This window comes from Bacillus sp. FJAT-42315 (assembly GCF_002797375.1).
GTDB lineage: Bacteria > Bacillota > Bacilli > Bacillales > Domibacillaceae > Bacillus_CE.
In genome coordinates this window covers 443055-468691 of sequence record NZ_KZ454941.1, presented here as the reverse complement: position 1 = coordinate 468691, position 25637 = coordinate 443055, and the positions used below count along the sequence as shown (strand labels likewise).

Genomic DNA, 25637 nt, shown 5'->3' with positions numbered 1-25637 from the left:
GCTGCAGAGCTTGTTTAATGCATTATTCCTTTAACGCCGCATCTGTCGGGTTAATTTCAACAATGTAGTCATCTAAATTCGTTTTAATTGAAAATTTATAGTAACCTTTGCTTGTTCCTTCATGTTTGATCGCCTTGACATACTCGCGTTTATTTTCCCAAGTCCATGGATCTTCAATAACTGATTTCAAGTAATGTTCCGCTTGTTTCACTGTTAATTTGAATGGAGCTTCTTGAATCGAATACTCTTCCCAGTCTTTAATTTTCCATTTGCCATTAACATTTACTAGCGTCCAAACAGCAGTATAAGCATCGTTCATTTCAGCTGGGTAACGTACTTTCACTTTAATTTGGCTGTTGCTACGTTCCATAATTTCATACGGCAGTCCTGTATCATAAACTTCATCATACATGATTATGTCACAATTTATGCATGCTTCATTATAAAATTCCTTCATAAAACTATCCACAAGCGCTGTTTCAGCATAAGGAAGCAACTCTGCTCGTACTTTAGAGAATGCTGGTTTCTTAGAAGCAAGCATGTAATATTCCATAACCATATCTGCTTTGTTCTGTACTTCTCTAATTAGATTAAAAATTTCCTCATCGTTGTATTGGCTTACTGGCTTCTTCTGATGAGCACGGTACAAGAATAAAGCCATTTGCTGACGTGTCAACTTCCCATTTGGTGAAAAAGTAGTAGCTGTTGTTCCAGTCGTTACACCGCTACGAACTAACGCATCAATATAAGGCACCGCCCAATTTCCTTTAGCCACATCCTTAAATGGAATGACTGCATTTGCATTCGTTTTGTATTTAAAGCTTAACGAAATCATCTTCGCCATTTGCGCTCGCGTTAAAACCTCATTTGGTTTAATAGTACCATCTTTAAATCCAGCAATGATGCCTCGCTCCGCTAAAGCGGCCATTGAATCATAGTGCACATTTTCTTTCGTTACATCTCGAAATCCTGGATGATCACTTTCTAGCTCTAATCCAAGCATCGCAGTGATCATATCAGCTGCATCTGCACGTGTCACCAATTTATTAGGTGCTATCTTTAGTGAATTATCATCTTCTGATACAAGTACTCCTTTTGCCGTCAAACTCCAAATCGGCTCATAAAAACGATTGTTCGACTTGATGTCCTTAAACGGCTCAGCTGCTGCTTGCGCTTGGTTCATAGGTACAACCGTACAAATCAGCAAAACTGACAGTATAAAACTAATTACCTTTTTCAACCTTACCCCTCCAAAGAATTTTTTATCAAACTAGTAAAAACATTACAAGTAAATTATACCCATAAAAAAATAAAAATTCCACATATTTTTCCAAAAACATAGAAAAAATGATAGGATATACCATAAAACTAGTCTACTATGCATTCGCGTAGAAGTCCTTATCCTTCATGATGTCTATACACTAATCTGATCAAAATAAAAAAGCCCTGCAGAGATTTCTCCACAAGACTTTTCCAAAAATAGATACCTAACTTCTAATTACCAAACTAGTATTTTGTTATTATTCGACAAAAACCGGGGAGTGACAGGCACCTACCTACAACTTAAACTGATTAACTAATTGCACTAATTCTTCTGATAGTTCGTTGAGTGTTTCCGTACTAGCTGCGATTGCTTCCATAGAGGCTAGTTGCTGTTGGACAGAGGCCGATGTTTGTTGGACGCCAGCAGCTGCTTCTTCTGAAATCGAAGAGAATTCTTCGTTATACTGGCTGATTTTGTCTCCTCCCTTTTTCACTTCGCTGATGCTTTGAACAATGTTTTCAATCGATGAAACCATGTCGGAAACAGACGTTGAGATTTGTTTAAATGTTCCACCTGTCGATTTCATCTGCTCATTGCCTCGCTGCGATTGCTCTACTCCATCCTGTAAAGTAGCCACGATTCCTTTTGAATCGTTTTGAATCCCTTCAACAATCGTCGCAATTTCATTCACCGATTGACTGACCCCATCCGCTAACTTGCGGACTTCATCAGCTACAACAGCAAAACCTTTTCCATGCTCACCCGCTCTAGCTGCTTCAATTGCAGCATTTAAAGCTAATAAATTCGTCTGATTAGAAATTTCCTCAATCACATTGACCAATTTAGAAATCTCTGTATTTTTACGATCGAGCTCTTTCACTTTATTCATTGAGTCAACGACAATGCTCGTAATATTCTCCATATCGGTAACAGATTGATTCATTAACTCACGACCATTCGTAGCATCCGTATATACTTGCTTAGACTCCTCTTTTAAATGGAGGCCGCTTGCTTCAATATCACTAATTTCCCGATTTAAGCCATTCATCGTTTCCGAAGCATCTTGTGCAGAGCTCGCTTGCTCTTCTGTGGCACCCGCTAATTCTTGCATCGTGCTGGAAATTTGCTCACTACCAATTTTCACTTCATTAGAAATTTGCGTAAGCTCTTCGCTTTGTTGATTAACCGTTTGCGAAATATCAACAATTTTCGACACCATGAGCGCCAAATGGTCCCTCATTTTGTTGACTGAGTTGGCTAAAATCGCTGTTTCGTCCTTATTATTTACCACTACTTTTTCCACTAATAAATTGCCTTTGGCAATCTCTTGAATACCGTCCGTTACGACGCGTAAAGGTCTCACAATATTTCTCGTTAACCCAAAAGAAATAATAACTCCAAGCAACAGTGCTACGCCGAGAAAAAGAAAGGTTTGCATTTTCGCACTTTGATAACTAGTTTTCGATTGCTGTGCTGCTTTATCCGCTTGCTCTTCATTTAATGCTACGAGGAAATCTACGTTCTCCTGCATCGCATCAAATATCACTCGATCCTTTTGAAAGTTTAATTGAGCAAGTTGCTTCTTCCCTTGACTGCTTAACTGAATTGTTTTTTCATTGTCGGTTACAAGTTGACTCCAGTTCGACTTTAGCTCACTAAACTGTTGACGATCTTCATCTAAATAAATCGTTTTCTCATAAGCATCCATCACCGTTAAAATACTATCATTCATCCGAGCAAGCTCTTGTTCTAATTGCTGCTGCTCCTCTTTATTTTGCGATTGCATATGCATCAGTGTGAGACTTTTTACATACTCGGTCTCATAATTAATGTTGTTAATGCTCGCTAGGCCAGGCATCCAGCTATCAACGATTAACTCTGACTTCTCATTCATTACCCCCATCTTCATAAGACTTAAAGATGACACAACACATAGCAATAATAAAATAACTGCAAACCCCATCGTAATCTTCTTCCCAACCGACAATTTCAAACAAATTTCCCCCTTTTTTTCAACTATTTAAATATTTTATCGGAGACAAAATCAAAACATTAATATCTTTTTAAAAAATAGCCTTCTGGGCATTTAAGGTAGTAGATACAGATTAAATCCAATAAAAAAAGCACAATCAAGTGTGTCTCTTCATTGCGCTCTTCCCCCCCTTAAAAAATGTTCACTTACTTGTCTTTTCCTTACATAATTTCACCTAAAGCCATCTTAGGCGCTTGTTGATTGTATGTCGTTTTCACCCAACCGTCAGGCTCTATATTTTATCCATACAAATTAGCGCCTTTTCTCAATGACTTTCTTGTCTGTACAAAACCGATACTAAAGACCCCTTTATCCTTAGTTCTATTATACTATACAACATACCCTTCTCACTCTATTTTTTTCGACATTTTCCAACAAATTCATATCATTTTAATGTTACTTAAAGAGCAGTATCATCCAGACTATAACACGATCATTGATGATGTTAATGGCGTTTATTACATGATTAATCATAATATTAAAGAAGCGCTTCATTAGCACTCACTCAGATCGACTTTATTTTTAAGGCAAATTGTTATAAAAAAATAGCCAACTATCCTTATAGACAGTTGACTATTTTAAAAGAAGAGGGTCAAACCCCTCTACCCTTGACTTCACTACATTAAAGTAGTCGAGGTCTGACTCCAATTACATCATAGTACCATCTTGAGCTGAACCAACAAATGTTGCGATTGCCGCTTCAAGAGTAGTTTTTGCATCGTTTACTGATTGTACTGTTGCATCTTGAGCATCTTTCGCTGTTGTTGCATCAGTAATTGCTGTTTGTAAAGTAGTAACAGCTGCTGCCGTTACCCATTTAGCTGTTGTAGCTACATCACTACCATCAACAGATACAGTGTAATCTACAGAGTTAATAGTTACTGAAGTCGCTGGATCTCCAGTTACAGTTACTGAATTGATCACTCCTTGTAATGCAGTCTTTGCATTTGCAAATGCTACCGCTGCCTTCGCCCCATCTTCAGTAACCTTTACATCAAGAATAATTTCTTGACCACCAGCAAGCACGCGTACTTTTGTATCACCAGCTTTAACAGCTGTGATTGTCACCGTATTTGTCGCTTCTGCTTCTTTCACGATAGCTGCATTGTAAGAAGTTGAAATGACTGTTGGTGTTGCGAAATCATCACCAAATTGGTCTTTACCTGAGAATGTTACATTAATTTCACCGTTAGCTTCTCCGTCTTTATCATCACCATCAAGATAGATTTGAATGCCAGCTTTATCTGGATCTGCATCAAGAGTTGCAACATTGTTAGCTATTAATGTACCAGCTACAAGTTTCGGAGCTTCTTTAGACACAGTTAATGTAATGTTTTGTTTTTTGCCAAGGAATTCTGCTGTGATTGTTACCTCAGCCGTATTTTTACCTTCAGCAAATTCTGGATTAGCTTCTACCGTAACAACACCGTTTACAACTTTAGCTACAGCTTCATTGCTAGATGTCCAGATGATATCACTTGGATCAAGAGCGATAACTTTACCGTTTGCATCTACGCCTTTAACCACAAAAGTTGTTTCGTCTGTTGCTTTGAATGCGTATTTCGCTGTACCGTCTTGATTGACATCATCACCTGTAAGAACAAGTGACTGAACAAGTTCAGAACCTGGTGCAACCGCTACGTTTACTGTTTCAGTTACCTCACCATTTTTAATTGTGATTGTGTGGTTACCATTATCAAGAGCTTTCGCTGTAAATGTGTACTCACCAACTGCATCTTGAACTTGCTTGATGTTTCCAAATGTGAATGCTCCTTCTGTTGACTCAACTTTCCATTCACCAGTTACAGCAAATGGTTTACCATATTGATCAACTGCATTCAATTTGACTGTCGTTGTACCGCCAAGAGCGATTGTTTCAGATTTTTGTGTAGCTGTGATTGTTTTCAATTCACGTGCTTTGTCGACTTTAACTGCTAATTGAGCTGTAGCTAATTCGTTTTTAGCAACTTGTTCTGCACCTTTTTTGTATGCTTTGACAATGAATGTTGTGTCTGCGTCATCACCTTGTGCAGATACTCCAATGTGAGTCAGAACATCACCATTTGCATCCCAAGTTAAAGCATCAGCATCGCCGTTTTCAACAGATTTCATAAGCGTTGTTTTCGGCGCTTTAGCAGCTTCAGAAGTTGTTACGACAACATCATAGTTTTCGAAGTCTACTTTTACATCATTGCCGTATTGATCTTTGAAGCTAACTGGTACTGCTGTGTAAACATGGTTCGCATCACCAGTGTTCACAACAAACTCGTCGTCTTTCACTTCTTTATCGCCATCACGTGATAATTTATCATCAGCAATAACAGATACGGAAGATTTACCAAGCGTTAATGACTTCACAAGGCCTGCCTCTACAACTTTTGCTGTAAAGCTTGTAGATGCTGTACCTGAAGTAAGGAGCATATCATATGTTCCTTCAGCATTAGCTGCTGCCTTCAGACGAATACCTTTTACGATATCATTAGCTGAAGTCGAATCTACTAGCTTACCGTCTTTATCAGTTGTTAAAAGGACAGTGTTTTCATTTCCAGCACTACCGTTCACTTTTGCTGAATTGCTTGAAGTTAATGTCACTGCAGAACGTTTCACATTCAGCTCTTCACCGTATTGGTTTTTGAACGTAACGGCTTTGTTCACTGAACCAGTAGCTGTAAGTTCGTTTTCACCAACAGTTACTGGGCTGATTGTTTTAACAGCTGAGTCGATTTTCGAATTAACAGTAAATGTCTTTTCTGCTACACCTTCAACTGTTGATGTTACTTTAACTGTATAATTAACACCTGTTCCATAGTCTCCAGCCTTTTCCTCAGTTGAAAGAACTGCGCGGTTAGAAGTTACTTTCAATCCAGTTAAGTAGCCGTTCGTATCAACAACTTTCTCAACTTTCACATCTTCCGTCGCAAAACCAGTTGGAGCTACTACTTCAAATGCTACATCACTAGCTTTGACAGGGATCGTTGCATCATTTGCATTTTCAAACTTAAGCGTGCTGCCTTCTTCCGCATTAACGTCTACGTTTGCTTTTGCCACTGTTGCTTTATTTGTTACATTGGCTGTTACATCCGTTGTGATCACTTCAGCTAGTTTACCTTGTCCAACTGTGATTTCGAATGCTTTAGATGCAGAACCGTCTGGAAGATAAGCAGTGATTGTTGCTTTACCTTCTTTACCTAGTGTTAGTTGGATTTTCTTAGATCCTGCTTCGCCATCAACAAATGTTGCATCTAGGCTACCCGTGAAAGCAGCAATAGATTTATCGCTTGTTGTCCAGCGAAGTTTTTTACCTGTCACATCGCCTGCATTGCCAAATTGGTCAAGTACAGTCGCTGTCAATTCAACTGTATCGCCCGCTTTTAAATCACTTGTATCAGCTGGAGTTGTGATTTTCACATCAGAGATAGAAGCAAGCTTAGTAGCTTCAGCCACCACTTTAAGTGTTGCAGATCCTACTTCAACACGTTTTTCCTCTACAGTTTTATAAACTGTTAGATTGATATCACGTCCATCTACAAGAGCTGAGTTATCAATTGTAAATGAGTGACCTGTGTTAGTTACAGCTGTTGCCACTGGGAAATTATTATATTTAGCATCAAGTTGCAATGAATGATCAGCAACCGTCATTTCCTGACCGTATTGGTCAACTATTTTAAAGTTTACATTCGCATCGTTGCCATTTTGTTTACCATTTGCATCAACGGATACGTTAAGGGCAGTAGAAGTGAATGTTACTTTTTCAACAGCTGAAGCTTCTTTTGTCACAGCGACTTCTGTTTCAGCTAGTTTGTTTCCAGCCACATCTTCTAAGCCGCTGATTTTTACAGTGTATGTGCCAACTGCATATCCAGCATCGTTTTTAATTGTGACAGATTGACCATCTTTAGACAGCGTACCTTTTACATCTGTTCCGTTTACTGTTACGACAGGTGTACCTGTTACTTCTTCAGAAAGATTGATTGTAATCGTTTGATAGTCTGTTACTTCCGCTTTGTCAACGATCGGAGCTGTCACATCAACGTTGAATTCAACGCCATTTACTGTCCATACACCTTCAGCTACGTCTTTAAGAGCTGTTTCAAACTCAAACGTTGCTTCTGTTGCACCAGCTTTAAGGTCTTGCGCTTTAACCGCTACTGTTTCGCCAGCTGGGTTTTTCACTTCTACTGTAGCACCAGCGAAGTCTTTCTCTAATTCAGGGAACGTAACTGTAACACTTGTTTCGTTAATCGCTTTTACTTCTTCTACTTTTAATGGAGCCTCTGTATCTGGCTCTTCATAGTTTACAGTTGCTGTATACTCTTTACCTTCATAAGTAAACGTAACTGTGTTTTCACCATCAACTAATGGTTGCTCAAGTGTGATTTCAACCGCTTCTTCCATGCCTTCAAAAACAACTGAGATCGTTATCGCATCGATAGCCGTTGCTGATTTCACAATAAGATCTTCAGATGGAGCTTCAAGCATTTCCGCTTTAAAAACGAATACAGCAAAATCACCGCGAGTAATATTATCAACTGTTCCGAATGTCGTAGCAGTTTTACCTAATGTGATTTCGTGTTTAATGAGAGCATTCACCGCAGCTGTATAGTTTTTGCCTACATCTGTGAAAGAATGTTGTGTGCCTTCTCCATCTAACTTGTACGCACGAGCGATAATGATCGCCATTTCACCACGAGTTAGTTTGTCAGTTGCACCAAACTTTGTTTCAGTTTTACCGTTTAAAATGCCAGCAGCTTTAAGGGCATTTACCGCACCTCGCGCACGAGCTGGAACATCTGTAAATCCAGCATCCGGAGCGTTTGTCGTATCAAGCTTAAGGGCATTAGCGATCATAACTGCTGCATCGGCACGAATGATTTCTTTATTCGTTCCGAAAGTGGTTGCAGACGTACCGCTTGCAATTCCGTTATCCACTATGTAATTTACCGCATCCTTCACGCGATCATTTACATCTGTGAACTCTGCTGCAAAAGCTGGGGTTACCGCCGTAGCTACAAGAGCTGCCGTTGCAGATGTTGCGATGAATTTACGATAAGACTTTGCTTGGAAACCCATATTAAAACCCTCCAAATAGTTTATTAAATACATATTTTTATATGTATTTTTTTCCATAATAAGAATAATTATATCTTACTTAAAGAATAAGGAATGGTGACCAATATTACATTTTTACCCTACCATCCTTGCATTTATATTCCTTACTCTCCACTAAAATATAACCCTAGCAGAGCTAATTTTCTATATTAAACTAATGGATTTATTTCCAATTTATGCATTGGTCTAATTTTTACAAAATTTAATTTTATATTTTTGGAATTTATGGATAAACAGAGAGGCGGGTAGCTTGTCCCTCTTTATTAACTGATGACAAAAATAGAATGATACAAACTTTTTAATGAAGAAACGCTTGATCATGATGATATTCTGTTATTGGAGACAATGAACCTGTTCCCTCATCCCAACTAAATACCTAATTGAAATTTATTACTTTTTATACTTTTATTCAATAATACGATCGTTTATAATTGTTGAAATCAAACGACTGTAACATTTGTTTGGTTAATCGCACTTTCGGGCTGGCTTATCGTCAGCTCTTTTTTTATTTATCAAATACTAAAAACACCCATCAAAGAAAGCCTAATGAAGAGTTAATCTGGCTCTCCATTAGGCTTTCTTCTACTCAATCGATCTTCAATCAATAATTATTACTGTATTGAAAAATTCATTTTCACCGAATTTTTCAACCCTTTACCTTCTTTACTTGAAATTTTCTTACCTATATATAGCGTATATGTTTTACCCGATTGATAAGGCTGAAGCGGTGAAATCGTCACGGATTTTGTTGCTGCTGAATAAGTAAAAGTTGTTTCAACTAGGTTCTTATCTTGATCTAAAACAATGATATCAAGTTCTGAAAGTGTCTTCTCATCTAGTGCCTTACTGAATTGGATCTTCCATTCTTTCATCAGATCCTTCTCTTTCACACTTTCCTTCTCCTCAACTGCATCGTCCTGTTCAATCTCTTTTGTTACTTTATCTTGAATTTGATTAATTGTCAGTAATACAGCTCCCACTTCTGATTGAAGAGCTTTCACCCGATCATAACGCTCAGTCAAAGCGACTTCATCTATCGCTTTAGCAGAAAGAGAATCTAACCGATTAGTTACAGCATTTAAGCGATTTTGTAACGCTTTAAATTTCCCAGAATATCCAGGGTTATCTTCTAAATCATTTTCTACATCATCTGATTCATCATCCGCATCATCTGTGTCTTGATCCGTATCATCCACTTGATCTGCATCTTCTTCATCATCTGTATCTTGATCCGTATCATCCGCTTGATCTGTATCTTCTCCATCATCTGTGTCTTGATCCGTATCATCCGCTTGCTCTGCATCTTCTACATCATCTGTGTCTTGATTCGTATCATCCGCTTGATCTGCAACTTCTACATCATCTGTGTCTTGATCCGTATCATCCGCTTGCTCTGCATCTTCTACATCATCTGTGTCTTGATTCGTATCATCCGCTTGATCTGCAACTTCTACATCATCTGTGTCTTGATCCGTATCATCCGCTTGCTCTGCATCTTCTACATCATCTGTGTCTTGATTCGTATCATCCGCTTGATCTGCAACTTCTACATCATCTGTGTCTTGATCCGTATCATCCGCTTGCTCTGCATCTTCTACATCATCTGTGTCTTGATTCGTATCATCCGCTTGATCTGCAACTTCTACATCATCTGTGTCTTGATCCGTATCATCCGCTTGCTCTGCATCTTCTACATCATCTGTGTCTTGATTCGTATCATCCGCTTGATCTGCAACTTCTACATCATCTGTGTCTTGATCCGTATCATCCGCTTGCTCTGCATCTTCTACATCATCTGTGTCTTGATTCGTATCATCCGCTTGATCTGCAACTTCTACATCATCTGTGTCTTGATCCGTATCATCCGCTTGCTCTGCATCTTCTACATCATCTGTGTCTTGATTCGTATCATCCGCTTGATCTGCAACTTCTACATCATCTGTGTCTTGATCCGTATCATCCGCTTGCTCTGCATCTTCTACATCATCTGTGTCTTGATTCGTATCATCCGCTTGATCTGCAACTTCTACATCATCTGTGTCTTGATCCGTATCATCCGCTTGCTCTGCATCTTCTACATCATCTGTGTCTTGATTCGTATCATCCGCTTGATCTGCAACTTCTACATCATCTGTGTCTTGATCCGTATCATCCGCTTGATCTGCATCTTCTGCATCATCTGTGTCTTGATCCAAGTCCTCATCGTCCTCATCAATATCATTAAGCTTCATTTTGTATTCCATAAGTATTCTTTCAATTTTATCTAACTGTTTATCAATCGATTTAAGTTGGTTTACTTGACCTTGATTTTTAACTTGATCAACCAACTCTGTATTAGGACCTTTCGCTTTCACATTATACGCTACATCTTGACTATCTTTAGGTGCGGCATATGCCGTTCCTGAGAAAATCGTTCCTGTTGCAAGAGCTGCTGCGATGACGGGCATTATTTTTCTTTTCATTCCTTTTCCTCCTTATTATTCAATCAATATATGTATTTCCCTAATTATTATATCGGATTATTCCTACATTTCTTTCAGTTCAAATAGATCAATCGCTATGAAAGACCGAAAAAAACCCAGTGGAGACGACGATATACTTGCCTTCACTGGATTTTACTGGGACAAGAGATCTGTCCCTTATCTCACTGAAAATCTCAATTCTTCTAATGAGTAATAATTTAACAGTGTGTTGAAGAAAATCGGGTCGTTCATTAATTGCTGGATGGAATAATATCCGTATGGAATTGCTCCATTTGGAGAGTAGTCTACCGGGTACGTTGTAGATACTCGCTCAATTTCATCGCCCGCTGCATTATAGACAAATACTTCGATATAATCTCCATATGTCAGCCCCGCTCGATTAAACAAGTATTCATTCGTTCCTACCGACGGTGCAGGTAACTGCTGATTATTGACACGCACTTCCACTCGACTAGCAGAAGCAGAGGTTTTAATTCTTCCACTCACAAGGTTACCGGCAGTAGTAAATTGCACAGATTGGATGTGTGCTCCTGGTACAACGATTCCGATCTTAGTCGGATCGTATAATGCCATAATCTTGTTGTAGCGATCAGAATCTGATACTAAGTCTGCTAGCGTATCAATCCCTTCTAATAGATCATAAGGTTTTGTCACCTCTACATGAACGGAGTCCTCATATCCTCCATCTTCCGTTTCTGCAATGATCGTCGCTTCTCCTACTCCAACAGGGGTGATAATTCCACTCCCGCTAACCGTTGCAACGGCTGGGTTCGTACTTGTCCAAGTCACTTTCTGATTCGTTGCATTTTTCGGATACACCGTATAGCCAATCGTCGCCTTTGATGGAGTGAAACTGCTTGAACTGTTCATCATAAACGTTTGTTCCGCTCGATCTAACACAATGGAGGTTACCTTGCCACCCGTCTCGCCGCCTACTTTTACACCAACCTTATACAATTTCGTCGTCTTCCCATCATGAGCCGTTACTAACACTTTCACTTGTGCTGTTCCATCATCACCAATCGTATTGCCCATAATCTCCACTTTTGCATTGCGATAATCTTCTGCTTGAGCATCGACTTTTAATTGACGAAGCGGACCTGTGACGGTACTTGCCGGCACCGCATGATCTGAATAGTTCAACACAGCCGGATTAAAATTGTGAACCGGGATATCTTGAATCGTAAGACTTTTTAAATTGGCATTCGCTGATTTATCATTTTCAATTAATTGATTCCACTTCACTTGACCAACACTCGTATAATCAACGATTCTTCCTTGTACTTCTAAAATATTAAAACGCGAGCCTGTTCCTTGCATTTCAATTGTGCCTTTACCCGTCAACAATACTTTATGTCGACCATCTCCAACGAAATTAAAACGACTATAATTTTGCTCATAGTTTTGTGAGCGGTCACTATAGGTTGGGTGGAACTGCTTGTCCCCTTTTTGTCGAAAATCGCCATCAACTTGTAAAATACCATCTGTTAAATGTGCTTGGTCATGCATCGGTTTTCCTAAATAGTTGTACAATCTTTCCGCATGATTACGAGGACTTTCCATCGTAAAATCGCGGTACACATGGACATAGTCTCCATCCCGATCCATATCATTAGAAGGACCTGTCGTATCTTCTGTGCCGTGAATCATCGTTAACCAGCCGTCTTTAATCGTATAATCACCAAAAATATCGACAATCCCATAATTGACATACAGTTGGCCGCTTTCCTGCACAACATTTCCTTTAGCTGCCGTCTGTGCCATCGATTCACTAGAACCTACTTGCAAATAACCACCATTCACATTGAACGATTTATTTTCAGTGAATGCATCATCTACTAATGATCCACCGTTAATCGTTAGGTTACCGGAAATAGTCATTTTTCCTTTCTCAAGGTCAAAGAAGCCTTTTTGAGTGACATTGTTATTTACATGAACAGAACCGCCACCTAGTTGGATATTCCCACTTTGATCCAAATTATTAGCAACCAGTAGTTTATGACCGTTTAACTGCAAATCACCGCGAATTCGCTGCTGATAATCTCCACGAATGCTGATCTCTTCCTTTGAATCACCACCGTAGTCACCATTGACGCGAACAAGTCCATCTTGCGTAAATTCATTCTTCACATCTAGCTGACTATTGTTTAAATTAATCGTAGCTCCTGCCTTTTGATCAACATTTCCTGCTTGGATTGTTCCACTAACAGCACGAAGCTCCGAGCAAGAAAGCAAAACTAAATCGCCATCCACTTTTAAATCATAGCCATTCAAATCTAATTTCATGTTTTCTGTTAACACTAAATCGCCTGTCTTATGTAGATCTTCTGTCAACGTCCAATCACTAAACACTTTCGGACCTCGTAAGTCTTCAATGCTTTTTCTTATGTTTTGAAAAGTATCTTGCAAATCAGAAGCATTAACTGCGCGCTCATATTGTCCATTTGTATTTGTCGCAATTTTGGTTAAAGTTTCTTTATCAATATCAGTATCATTACCAAGACCAATTGTATAGATCGTTATATTGGCTTCATTGGCTTTTTGAGCTAGCTGCAATGATCTCTCGTTATTAATTGAATAACCATCCGTTAAAATGATCATAACTTTATGATTGTTTCCACCATTATTAGCAAACTCCTTCAGCGCTTCTTCCATTCCTGTACTCATATCTGTCCCGCCGTTGGGCTGACCTGTTTTCAAAGCTTGCTCTACTAAATAACGATCATACGTAAGCGATTGTAAATTCATCGCTGTTTCATTAAATTTAATAACGGACGCTCGGTCATATTCATGAAACGATTTCAATAAGTTCATTGCTTCCGTTATGCGAATATTCTCAGGATCATTCCCTGTCATACTCCCCGAATTATCCAAAACAAAAGTGATATCTAACCCTCTATTCGGACTACAACCAATCGCCGAACCACTTTGTGCAGCTTGTGCTGACTGCTGCTGAGGACTGAATACCATAGATACAAACAACAACATCGTAATCAATAATGCCAACTGCTTCTTTACTCTCATAACTTTGCTCCTTTCATTCTATAAAAAGGTAGATAATAAATAGGAAAGTACATTTCTACCACGTGAAAACCATCATTTTTATGTTAATATATTACTAGTATACAATAATTTAATTACCCATGTAACCTTAACCAAAAACAAGGAGGTCCTTTCGTGAAAAAAAGCTTTATCCTACTATTAATTCTATCCTGTTGCTTGTTTTTCTGGATTCCCGAAGCAACAGCTAAAACTTTTGAACCAAAAATGATCACGAATCCGATGAAAAGTTGGAATATCTCTTTCAATAACCCAGTAAAAGGAATCCCTAACGACTCCGATTCCATTTACATTTCTAGTCCATCTGGAGACAAGCATCCCATCTCCTATGAACTATCAAAAGATCAAAAAATGATGAAGATCATCCCTTCCGAACCATATTTAATCGGGAAGTCCTACACACTCGTCATTAAACAAGGGGTGGAATCTGCAAAAGGGAAAAAGCTAAAAGAAGACGTAGTCATGAATTTCCAATTACAAGGACAATACATCAAATCCATCGAAGCCGCTCTGAACCCATTAGCAACGAACGTCAAAGTGCAAGGAACAGACGGCGTAGCAGCAGTGAAGGTTTCTATTAACAAAGGATCAGAAACACCTCTTCACCCAAACAGCAATTATCTATTCACCCGCGGATTCATCGGCCTTATGAATGGAGACCTACTACAAATCCGCGCGTACAATCAACAAGGCAAATTAATAGAAGAACAGACGTATCAAATAGGAAGTTAGGAGGGATATATAATGAAGAAAAAGATAGCAATTATCTTGCTGTGTATCATTACTGTGTTTAGTAATATTCAAATGGGTATCGGAATACAGGTTTTAGCAGAGGGAATATTCCCCGGAAGTGTAGCAGGGAGTACTATTAGTGGTAATGATGGGAAAGGGAAAGGAACGGTTACTGTCACTGGAGCCCCTACTGGTGCTGAATTAACGCTGTACAGAGCAAAAGACAATAGTTCTGTTGGCAGCCCATTACAGGTTCAAGCTGGCCAAAATGCTATCTTTCAAGATGTCGATGCTGGGCGCTATTATGTGAAAGCGACAGTGGGAACTACCATATCAGATGCTTCACCAATCGTACATGTTCAACCTAATCCTGTTACTATTCATAGTGAGGAAAATTCAACAACCATTACAGTTTCAGGAGGAGTAAGCGGCGGTACTTTTACTCTTTATAAAGATGATGATGGAACTGCACCGTTTACACCACGTACAACAAATGTGGATGGTCAAGGAAACGGGAAATTCGAACTCGTTCCTCCTGGGAAAAACTATCGAGTGAAACAAGTCATTGACTCTGTCGAAAGCGCACCCTCCAACAATGGAGTCACCATCCGTCCTAATAAAGTAGCAGTTATTCCTTCAGCGGACGCTGGACCTAATAATGATCAAGGAACTTTACAAGTATTAGAATCAAAAGCAGGCAATATTATTCGTGTGTATTTTGGTGAGTTTAACGAAAGTAATTTATTAGACTCAAAACCAGCCGATTCACAAGGAGGCTATACATTTACAGGTCTAAAGGCAGGTAAATATTTCGTCACTCAGCGAGAAAACGGAGCAGAAAGCTTATACACAGAAGTGATAATTAAAGATGCCCAAGCACCTGTTATTACATTAAACGGGGACAGCGAAATAACGTTAGTACATGGAGAAGAGTACAAAGAGCTAGGAGCAACTGTAACAGATAACATTGATGGGACTTTCCCATTACCAAGTGAAAATATTAAAAATCCAATTACGAAAGACTCACCACCCGGTATTTATATCATTACTTACAATGCAACAGACAACAACGGAAACAAAGCTATTGAAGTAACGCGAAAAGTAATTATTAAACCGAAAAGAGTGAAATTAACAGCTACTCATACAAGCGGAGCATCAACACCAGATGGACCAAATGGCGATATTACCGTTCAAAATGTATACCCTGGCTCCATACTTTACTTGTATCAAGATCCAGGTGGTCAGCTTATTAAAACTTATCCAAAAGCAAATGCAGAAGTTATCGACTTAAAAGACATTCCAGTTGGAAAAGGCTATTTCGTCATCCAAGAGTATAAAAATGAAAATGGCTCTACTGTAATGAGTGAACCTTCTGAACGTATTGAAATCAAAGATACAACCCCACCAAAATTAACTTTAAATGGAGACAATCCAATTAAACTAACGATGGGTGACCAATATATTGAATACGGCGCTACAGCAACAGACAATGTCGATAGTTCAGCTGAACTGTCAGCTAAAATTCAAATTAGTGGTAACGTCGATACAAACAAACCAGGGACATACACGATCACTTATAACGTAACAGACAAAGCTGGGAATTCAGCTGCTTCTATCACGAGAACCATTATCGTTAACCCAAAAGCAGTAACGGCTATTGGCAGTAAAGCAGATATCGGTGAAGTAGGAGTTAAAAACGGGCTTCCTGGAGCGACACTTACGCTATATTACAGCGATGGTAAACCAGTCCCTAATCAAACCTACACGTTAAAAGCTGGTGAAACAACACACGTTTTTAAAGATGTAAAACCAGGTAAATATTATGTAACACAAACGGTTGGAATATTAGAAAGCTTACCTTCCAATGTTGTAGAAGTAGTAGATATTGACCGCCCACATATCACATTAGAAGGGCCTGAAAAACTCTCATTTGTATGGAATGAAGATGCAGAACCCTATTACGATGGGGGCACTCATAAATTTACTGATCCTGGTGCAACAGCAGAGGATTATATAGACGGAAACTTAACAGAACAGATTACAACAACACTGACATTACCAGATGGTACTACTAAGCCGTGTAATAAAACATCATGTAATATCACATTTACAGAACCTGGCGTTTATAAAATCACTTATAACGTAATGGCAGATCGTGGTACAGTAGCGGATCCTAAACAAAGAACAATCACTGTTACTCCACCAAAATTAGCCAAACCTACTAGTGAAACAGGAACAAGCATGATCAATGTATCAAGTGTATTTAATCATTCTACATCCGTTGTTCACTTGTACAACACTTACGATCAACTAATTGAATCAAAAGCAGCCAAAAATACAACAATCGCAAGTTTCAAAGACATTCCAGCAGGTTTAGGCTATTATGTAACACAAACAGTTAACGGTATCGAAAGTACGCCTTCTGAGACAGTAAATGTTAGCTCAGACAATGATGCTGACAAAGACAAACTCATTGGTATTTCTTCTTTTAGATTTTCAAAAGAGCAAGCCTTTGGAGTGATTAATCAGGAAAAGGGAACGATCACAGTGACGGTTCCTAAAGGGACGGATCGAACGAAATTGATCGCCTCCTTTACAACGATTAATGGACAAGAGACTGTATGGGTAAATGGGCAAAAACAAACGAGCGGTACAACTGTTCAAAACTTTACCAACTCGGTTACATATGAAGTAAAAAAAACCGGGGCTACAACGAAAACATACAGGGTCACTGTATCCGAAGCTTCTGGGAACTCGAACACATGGACATCGACACTAAAAAGAAACATCAATGTCTATACAACGCCGCAAACGTTCACTTTATCACCAGAAGAACAACAAGTGGCAGTGAAACAAGGAGTCAGCTTCGTTAACAATGACTTGTCGATCCATGTGTCACCAGTCAATGTGAAAGAAAGTAGCAGTCCATCCTTGAACATCAACAGCATGAGTAAAAGCTCCATGATCAAGCCGCAAGATCCGAGCTGGAAAAATAACTTAAGTAACATTATCGAATTAAACTGGGGACAAACAACGAAATCGTTCCTTCAACCAATCGAAGTGGAACTGCCTAATGCGACGGACAAAACTTTCGTCCGTCTGGTCCGCGACAATGATCAATTGTATGCCATTGTCCAACCAACTGAGACCGTTGGAAACTCCATGGTTGGACTCGCAACAGAGCCTGGTATTTATGCTTTACTCGACAAAGTCAACCGCCCGATCATTACGACAAGTACAAACAACGGAGAAACGACTTATAAAATCAGCTCATATGTCTCAGGTGCTAAGATTCTGTACACAGCGGACAGTAACAAAGTTAGCTTTGATCGCAGCGCAAGGAAAAATCTATTTAAGAGTCATCTCTTCTTTGGTAGTCCATCCGATTTACAGGAGTGGCAACCTTATAAAGGACCATTGACTAACGTTCACAACGGCGACCTTTACGCTGTCGCGGTAAAAGATCAAATCATTAGTGCGGTCACGGCAGCCGAGCCACCGCCAATGAAAGAGTGGGTTAAAGATTATCCGGTCGTGCCGCGCCATAAAGTATGGGAAATTAAATACAATACAAAAGTAGACAAAAAGGCACTATATTCAGACGTTATTTACGTGACAGATGATATCACAAAAGCAAATGTACCCGTTTCATTACAACTAAGCGCCGATGGAAAAACCATTTTTGTCGCCCCGCTTCAGCCGTATGAATCGAACAAACAATACACTCTGTGGATTGAAAAAGAAATCAAAGGTCAGTATAAAAACACCTTTTTAAAACAACCAACGAAAATGACGTTTATCGCTAAATAAAGTAATATGTTCAAAAGGGAAAAGCTATCCAGAAAGTCAGTTTTCACTGATCTTCTGGATGCTTTTTTCACTTTATGAGTGGGTTCTTCGACTTTCTAGTCCTTTCTTTCACCTTACGAGCAATTTCTTCGACTTTCTAGCCTGTTCTTTCACTTTACGAGCAACTTCTTCGACTTTCTAGCCTGTTCTTTCACTTTAAGAGCTGGTTCTTCGATTTTTTTCCAAAATAAAAAAACTCCCGCTAAGAATGAAATGCTTCTCAGCAGGAGTTTTCTTTTACAACCCAATCGTAAATTTCATTTGGACCGGCTCTTTTAATGCTTTTCCATATTTCGTTTGTACCGTTTTTTCAACAAATAGATAGTATGTTGCCCCACGTTGATATTGGAAGCCATCTGCTGGTCGTAATTCTAGCGTTCGGCCATTATTCCTTGAGATGTGGGCAATTGGTACTTTCACACCTGAATCATTTAACACATAAACACTTTGCAAATGAACCGTAGACCAATCAAGCTCTTCACTAAATGAAATTTTCCATGATTTGTTTGTACTAACACCTGTACGATGACCTTGATCTTTATATCCAACACGCGGATAAGATACGGCATTGTCACGCTCATTTACCGTTACGTTCACCATAGCAATCTTTCCACCGTCCACTGTGGAAACAGCGACGACGGCTGTTCCTTTTGACAGCGCGGTGAGCTTACCAGTTGCATCAACATTGACGATTGATGGATTACTAGATGTCCATATGACGTTTTTATTCGATGCATTCGATGGACGAACTGTTTCACGAATCGTTTCTTGTTCACCAACGACTAGATCGAGGTTAGGTCCTTTATCTACTGTAATACCTGTGACTGGCACTTTAATCACTAACTCTTCATCTACATGGAGCTTATTGCGCGTTAAACCTGTGACTGAATTCGTTTCAATATTCGGGTTCAATGCATCAATCCGCTCGACTGCATTCGAGTTTCGCTTATCACGAACGACGAAAGTATAGTAATAATCGCCAGGCTCAATCGTTTTTGTTAACGTCCATGTATTATTCGTTTGCTTCTCTAATGGGATTTCCACCCAGTTACTAAAACTACCACGAACGGCCACATATTCAGTTTCAGCATCGAGCTCCAATTTATTATGATCCGCATAGCTATCATAAATAAACGTCACTTCCCTGTTATCAATGCTTGGTCCTGTCGTAGCGTAAGGTAACACTTTCAGCACACTAAACGGACTACCGAAATCATCCACGGTTTTCCGTCGATTCAATGGGTCAAGCGTCCATTTGCCATTGACGATAAAACCATAATTGTATTCTCCTGGCGCTAAATTGACTTGTAGTTCCCATACATTCCCACCGACATTCTGCAAAGGAAGGTCAACCCAGTCGTTAAAACTGCCGTTTACTTTCACGCTATTTGTATTGGCATCACCAATATAACGGAGTAACACTTGTCCCCCTTGAACGAACGGGAACTCATTATATCTCATCACGTTATCGATACCAGACACTTGTTTAAAGATTGGTAGTTTCGTTGTTGAGTCAGAGGACATCTTATCCCATGACCAAACCGTACCCTCTTGGCTGATTGCTAATGTATAGTCATCAAAGTCATAACCACCACCACCGATAGCCACGGCATTAGTCATGCCTTTCACTTGAATCGGTGTCGTACGAATGGATTGTGTACCTGAAGCGTTGCGCCCCCACATCCAAACCGAGCCACCTTCTTTAATCGCCATCGTATGGTTCGCACCAGTGGAGATTGATTCCACATTAGTCATGCCTTCTACTTGAATTGGGTACAACTTCTGTTCACGACCACCATCACCGAGCTGACCGTAAGAATTCGATCCCCACGCCCACACCGTTGTGCGATCTTGTTTTAACGCGACTGTGTGATTGGCACCGGCGGCAATTTCCATAATATTCGTTAAACCTGGCACTTTCATCGGAGTATAATTGACATCTGTCGTTTCTCCATTTCCGAGCTGACCGACTGTATTACGCCCCCATGCCCACACTGTACCATCACGTTTCAAGGCAACCGAGTGTTCTGCTCCTGCAGCAACGGCAATGACATTAGAAACAGATGATACTAGTGTCGGTGTGATCATTGTACTGCCAACACTTGAGCCAAGCTGACCGTAAGCATTACGGCCCCACGCCCACACTTGTCCACTCACATCAACAGCTAACGTATGATGATCACCTGCTGCGACAGCAATGATATTGGACAATTCCTTTATTTGTGTCGGGTGTTCATTCTTTTTTACACTGGCTGAATGTCCTAATTGGCCATACGCATTGCGGCCCCACGTCCATACATTCCCGTTATTATCAAGGGCAACTGTATGGTCACCACCTGCAGCAATCGCTTTAATATTTAATAAACGATTGCCGTCCTGTTTTTGAATCGGTGCTGGTTTATTAGAGCTAGGGCTGATACCATTCGATCCTAACTGCCCGAATGTATTGTCTCCCCAACTCCATACACTTCCATCTTCCTTCAATATTACAAAATGCTTATTTCCTGCATCCACGACCCGTTCATGATTCATAACACCGTATGCGGCCGCTTTTTCACCAAATGGTGAGAAAAGCGGTGTCAGCAATACTAGTGCAACAAGCATCACGAACGTTCTTTTTAATTGAATAAACAATGCAGCGACACCCCCTTTTAGATCCTATTCTTAATTTAAGGTTCAACCGTAACAGCAATTTGGATTTTATATACTTTTTCAGTATCTTCCGCTATTAATACTACCTCTTTCGTTACTGGTTCTCCGCTAAGCGACACACCTGAAATTCTTAAATTTTTGCTTGCATTATCAAATGTAATAGTTGAATCTCCACCGAATACTTTCGAATCTTCAATACTCCATGTTAATCCTGCTGGAATATCACTAATATTGTCAAAAGTCAAATTCTCACCTAAAGACTGCCAATCTGATACCATGTTACTAACACCCTCACCGTACACTTTTGCAACAATCGGCTTCGCACCTGGAACTGGAACTTCTTCTACAATATTTCCCTGACCTTCTATCTTGGAACGGTCATAACCTGCTGGGATGTTAATTGTTAAGCCTAAGTGACCCGTAAATGCCCCATTAATGATCGTATTGTTTTTCAATGTAAGCGATGTTGCCTGTGGGTCAACTGCTATATCTCTATACACACCTTCTAACGTCACTGCTCCAGCACCATTCATTGTAATCTTTGGCGCTTCTGTCGCTGAGACGATGCGCAGTGGCGTGGTGTTCTTAAGAGTAATACCACCTGTAGATTCAAAATCATTCAAGTGAACAGAATTTGTACCGCCGCTAATAATTGTCGTTGTACCATTCACTTTATTTTTATCGAAAATAGCTGTACCATTTGCACCAACATCTACAGTTAAATCATTTAGAATAACAAGATCATCTAAACGAACGTGAACATCCGCCCCTTGTAATTTAAGCGATTTGAAGTAGTTACCATTCCCGATAATTGTAACTGAACGATTCACTTCGATATCCTCATTAATATTAGCACCAAGCTTAATCGTACTAAATCGCGGATTATCTAATACCATCTTTAATTCTTCGAGATTATTAACTGTCGCTGTATTTCCGCCAACAGAATACGTAACACCTAGTGAGTTTAATTCCTCTACAGGTATTTGTTTCATAATTTCAGTTAGTAAAGCTTTGTCTTCCATCAACTCATACAATGTAAAAGTCGTACCAAAGTTTTTCTTTTCGAATGCCTTAATATAATCGTTAATCATCACAGTTGCAGATGGTTTACCATCTTGGGCCGTCTCTGCTGCTCTTAACTTGAACTTTCTTTCCCCAAGGTAACGTCCGGTCGCACTATATGACTTGAGGCTAAATTCATCTGATAGCTCCGCCCCTGGCATTGCCTCAATTCCTGCTTGTCCCATCGAAAAACCTTTTACATCCTCACGATAAGACAAATCACGACTATAGTCTGCGTTACCTCGAAAAGTCACTTTCATCCTCGATACTTCTTCGTCCGTTAAAATGTCAATGTTCGTTAAAGAAGGTTGTGTAATCCCATCAATTAATGTTTGATGGTGAATCGTCTGAATTTCTTGTACAAACATTTTTGGTATATGAACGAAAACATCACGCGGTGCGTTGTTCTTTAATACATATTTGTTTAAATCTGTCGCAGGTGTATCAATAAATGTAGACTTAAACCCTGGTAATAAATCATAAATTTTAAAAGGAAGGACATAATCACTAAGCTGGTCAAAACGAAGTGTCTCCTTCTCGATAACTAGTTGATAGTCTAGGCTAGCTGCATAATCAAGAAACTCCAAATTTTTAAAGGTAACAGTCACCTCGTTTGATCCTTGAGTTCCTGTTACTGTGTCAATAATGTTAATCTTTTTCGTCGTGTCTCCCACATGCTCAAGACTTAATTTACTTGAGTCGACATTTTTTGTTAAAGGTTTATCTAAAGTAATTTTGAGGGTTTTGGCTCCATCAATCTGATTGAATACTTTCGTACTATCTGAAATAAATTCATACGAATATGGCTTCGCTGCTGCTTCAGCATGGAGAGAGCTCACAAACAAGCCTGTCACAGTAAGCAGAAAAATCAATGCGAGTTTCCACATGTTCTTTACGTGCTTCATAATAATCCTCCTTCTGATTTTAGTTTGCTATTAAACGATGAACTTTCGTTTCTAGTAAATTGCCATACTTATCATAAAGTCGAAGCGTCACTGTTGCCCCTTTTGGATAATCCGCACTTACTAAGCTAAATCGGTTATCTCCTTCATAGTGCATCATGTTGTTGTCTACTTTAGCTGTGTAGACTTGGTTAGTCGCTTGTACCGTAATCGTATGCAAGCTTAATAGTTCGAAATGTTCGACCGTAATGTTCTGCACATAATTCTCATCCACCACATGAATTTTCACTGTCACGATGAAGCCTGTGTTACCAATCTCACCTTTGGCGGATGTTTCGCCTAGTTTAGATGTATCGACTGGTCCCCATGTCACTTTCTCTTTACCTTTTGTATTGTCTTTATACGTGACCATCACTTCTTTTGGAAGGTCCGGTGTTTCGCCACGTTTGACGTTAATCGGCTCGAGTGGTTCGACTGATTTGATGTTGGAGTCGATGACTTTCATTGAATAGGAACGCTCAGATACATCACCAACGATGTCTGTCACTTGAATGGTGAATTGATAATCACCAGCACGACTTGGCGTTCCTTTGATTTCTCCTGTCGTTTCATTCAGTTGCAAACCAGACGGCATAGAGCCGGAACGACGCTTATATGTATATGGTGCTCGACCATGTACCGCTTCGACCTGTTCCGCGTATTCACTCTTCACAACACCTGTTTGTAAATCTTTTGCTACCATCGCTAGAAATGTCATACGCTTCCCAGTGGTGTAATCTAAAATATAATTGACATCTACTTGCGTCAACACCCCATCTGCATCAACATCGGCAGATAAAAATTGTTCTCGGCTCGTGATGTAATTTCCATTTAAGTGCTGTAAAATTCGAATCGCTCCAGCGGCTGTTACTTTATTTTTTCCAACGACATCGCCAATTGGCATTTTATGTTCAATTTTTCCGTGAAGCGGTTGAATGTTCAAATCCAATCCGCGTTGGCCTGTTGCTGTTAGATTCGCAACCTCTAACGGAATCGACTTGCCTGGTGTAAACTCGCTTGACAGGTTATAAGTGATGTACCCAACAACCGCGTTCCCCATCAGTCTTTGTTCTTTACCTATTTGCGAATAAAAGTCAATCGTTAAGCTATTATTATTTATGTGAGATTCGGTCCGAAATAGGTCCTCATCAAACAGAGCACCTGGCTCGTAACTGGCTAATGTCGCTCCTTTGCTCGTCGCTGGAACAGAAACTTTCACATGTCCGGATGTGAGGTAGGAGGTATTGCGAATAATTACAGGCACTTTCGCTTGCTGTCCAAGCGAGCGAACTTCCCCCACTTCCAGCATCGGATCAGCTGCTGCTTGTGTCGAAACAGCTGATAATACTGTAAATAACATTACTAAAAAGAACATACCTATATGTTTAAAATGCTTCATCGTGATCCCTCTTCCCTCCTTACTCTACAGTGAATTCACGTTGAATGGCTGTTTTTAACTTATTGCCCTTAATGGAGCGAAGTTGTTCAGTAATTTCTAACGTATAATTCCCTCTGGATAACGTGCTTTTTGGCTGCACTGTAAATGATTTGTTATCACGCTTTTTGATGATGATATCTACTTCATATCCTCTACTATCCTTCATTCTTACAGTGTGTTTGTTCAAGGTAGCTGTCCGAAATTCATTGTTTAAGCGAATCGTCCACTGTTTATCACCTTTTACTTTGGAAGGATGTTTTTGCTTGTCCCCTTTGAATGGTTTAATGCTGCCATCTAATAGATCAACAGGAACGAGTGAAAGACCTTCGCTAAACAATTGAACATTTTCCAATTTCAATGGAATCGTCTCGCTAGCTTTAGATAAACGAACAGAAACCGTGAGCAACGTTCCTTCAAGAGCTTCCCCAGATTCATCAGCCCACACGAAGGACACTTTCCCAGGTTGGTCATCATTGGTCGAACTAAGATAGCTTGTCATTTGATCACCAACGACAGCTTTTGAAACAGTCAGTAGATCTTTATCATAAACAAGATCCAACGAACCACCCGCTAGCTTTTCCTTGCTGTGAATATAAATGCCTATGTCCACATTGACCCCTCTTCGTTCTTCATAAACAGTAGAAACGCCAACAACCGCTTTCTCTTCAGCTCGGACAGAAATCGTCGGAAGCAAAAAGCTAAAGCAGAGCAACAAGGCTAGAAATTTCATCTTTTTCATCATTATTTAGTTAGAGACACTTGAATAAGTGTCCTTCCCCCTCTCCGCCATTCTAACAACCAACTCTATTTATTCCTTTTCTTTAAATATATCGGCCAAAATAGAAAAATGTTAATAATTTATTCCAAAGAATCCAAGGGACGGAGGGACAGGTCCATTGTCCCTCCCCTCCATAAAAATAGAAAAAGCAGCAAACCAATTGAATAGGTTGCTGCTCTTGCTTTTCTGATTTCAAAATGATGTCTAGTATATATTTTTTTCCGATTTTAACCTTTT

The 25637-nt window shown here is 39.6% G+C and carries 11 protein-coding genes and 1 pseudogene; 2 read left to right on the top strand and 10 right to left on the bottom strand.

Going from position 1 to position 25637, the window contains the following annotated elements:
* Window positions 1-22 precede the first annotated feature (22 nt).
* The 6 genes and pseudogenes from CEF22_RS02145 to CEF22_RS02120 all read right to left on the bottom strand — a co-directional run bounded on the left by CEF22_RS02145 (window position 23) and on the right by CEF22_RS02120 (window position 13912).
* Window positions 23-1240: an S-layer homology domain-containing protein gene (locus CEF22_RS02145; protein ID WP_100401560.1), complete on the bottom strand. Its 1218-nt coding sequence runs from the start codon at window positions 1238-1240 to the stop codon at window positions 23-25.
* Between the two features lie 316 nt (window positions 1241-1556).
* Complete coding sequence (locus tag CEF22_RS19020; protein ID WP_442857384.1) at window positions 1557-2375, bottom strand: methyl-accepting chemotaxis protein; 819 nt, start codon at window positions 2373-2375, stop codon at window positions 1557-1559.
* Window positions 2376-2501: 126 nt separating this feature from the next.
* Window positions 2502-3251, bottom strand: a pseudogene (locus CEF22_RS19015) (MCP four helix bundle domain-containing protein); the annotation flags it as partial.
* 693 nt (window positions 3252-3944) lie between these two features.
* Window positions 3945-8366 (bottom strand): S-layer homology domain-containing protein, encoded by a 4422-nt coding sequence (locus CEF22_RS02130; protein ID WP_198508006.1) that lies wholly within the window; start codon window positions 8364-8366, stop codon window positions 3945-3947.
* A gap of 650 nt (window positions 8367-9016) precedes the next feature.
* Window positions 9017-10867 (bottom strand): Ig-like domain-containing domain, encoded by a 1851-nt coding sequence (locus CEF22_RS02125; protein WP_100401556.1) that lies wholly within the window; start codon window positions 10865-10867, stop codon window positions 9017-9019.
* Between the two features lie 177 nt (window positions 10868-11044).
* Window positions 11045-13912 carry a VWA domain-containing protein gene (locus tag CEF22_RS02120; RefSeq protein ID WP_100401555.1) on the bottom strand — a complete coding sequence of 956 codons (2868 nt, stop codon included), beginning with the start codon at window positions 13910-13912 and terminating at the stop codon, window positions 11045-11047.
* A gap of 153 nt (window positions 13913-14065) precedes the next feature.
* Between CEF22_RS02120 and CEF22_RS02115 the strand changes: the two genes are divergently transcribed.
* Window positions 14066-14680, top strand: a complete 615-nt coding sequence (locus tag CEF22_RS02115; RefSeq protein WP_100401554.1) for an Ig-like domain-containing domain — start codon at window positions 14066-14068, stop codon at window positions 14678-14680.
* A gap of 12 nt (window positions 14681-14692) precedes the next feature.
* Window positions 14693-18490, top strand: a complete 3798-nt coding sequence (locus CEF22_RS02110; RefSeq protein WP_100401553.1) for an immunoglobulin-like domain-containing protein — start codon at window positions 14693-14695, stop codon at window positions 18488-18490.
* Between the two features lie 276 nt (window positions 18491-18766).
* On the opposite strand, the gene CEF22_RS02105 is transcribed toward CEF22_RS02110, so the two are convergent.
* From CEF22_RS02105 to CEF22_RS02090, 4 genes are read right to left on the bottom strand one after another with little or no spacing between them, the layout of a single operon-like run.
* The gene (locus CEF22_RS02105; protein WP_100401552.1) at window positions 18767-21163 is read right to left on the bottom strand and encodes an RCC1 domain-containing protein; all 2397 of its coding nucleotides are present in this window, start codon (window positions 21161-21163) and stop codon (window positions 18767-18769) included.
* A 35-nt stretch (window positions 21164-21198) separates the two neighbouring features.
* Complete coding sequence (locus CEF22_RS02100) at window positions 21199-23148, bottom strand: hypothetical protein (RefSeq protein ID WP_100401551.1); 1950 nt, start codon at window positions 23146-23148, stop codon at window positions 21199-21201.
* Between the two features lie 19 nt (window positions 23149-23167).
* Window positions 23168-24583 carry a putative Ig domain-containing protein gene (locus CEF22_RS02095; RefSeq protein WP_100401550.1) on the bottom strand — a complete coding sequence of 472 codons (1416 nt, stop codon included), beginning with the start codon at window positions 24581-24583 and terminating at the stop codon, window positions 23168-23170.
* A gap of 19 nt (window positions 24584-24602) precedes the next feature.
* On the bottom strand, window positions 24603-25352 hold the full coding sequence (locus tag CEF22_RS02090; RefSeq protein WP_157843135.1) for an Ig-like domain-containing protein: 750 nt from the start codon (window positions 25350-25352) through the stop codon (window positions 24603-24605).
* Window positions 25353-25637 lie beyond the last annotated feature (285 nt).

What these genes read in the sequence shown, in the direction of transcription:
- CEF22_RS19020 (WP_442857384.1), bottom strand. Translation starts at nt 2,375, where the DNA reads ATGCAAGAATTAGCGGGTGCCACAGAAGAGCAAGCGAGCTCTGCACAA.
- CEF22_RS02095 (WP_100401550.1), bottom strand. Translation starts at nt 24,583, where the DNA reads ATGAAGCATTTTAAACATATAGGTATGTTCTTTTTAGTAATGTTATTT.
- CEF22_RS02110 (WP_100401553.1), top strand. Translation starts at nt 14,693, where the DNA reads ATGAAGAAAAAGATAGCAATTATCTTGCTGTGTATCATTACTGTGTTT.
- CEF22_RS02125 (WP_100401556.1), bottom strand. Translation starts at nt 10,867, where the DNA reads ATGAAAAGAAAAATAATGCCCGTCATCGCAGCAGCTCTTGCAACAGGA.
- CEF22_RS02090 (WP_157843135.1), bottom strand. Translation starts at nt 25,352, where the DNA reads ATGAAATTTCTAGCCTTGTTGCTCTGCTTTAGCTTTTTGCTTCCGACG.
- CEF22_RS02130 (WP_198508006.1), bottom strand. Translation starts at nt 8,366, where the DNA reads ATGGGTTTCCAAGCAAAGTCTTATCGTAAATTCATCGCAACATCTGCA.
- CEF22_RS02100 (WP_100401551.1), bottom strand. Translation starts at nt 23,148, where the DNA reads ATGAAGCACGTAAAGAACATGTGGAAACTCGCATTGATTTTTCTGCTT.
- CEF22_RS02120 (WP_100401555.1), bottom strand. Translation starts at nt 13,912, where the DNA reads ATGAGAGTAAAGAAGCAGTTGGCATTATTGATTACGATGTTGTTGTTT.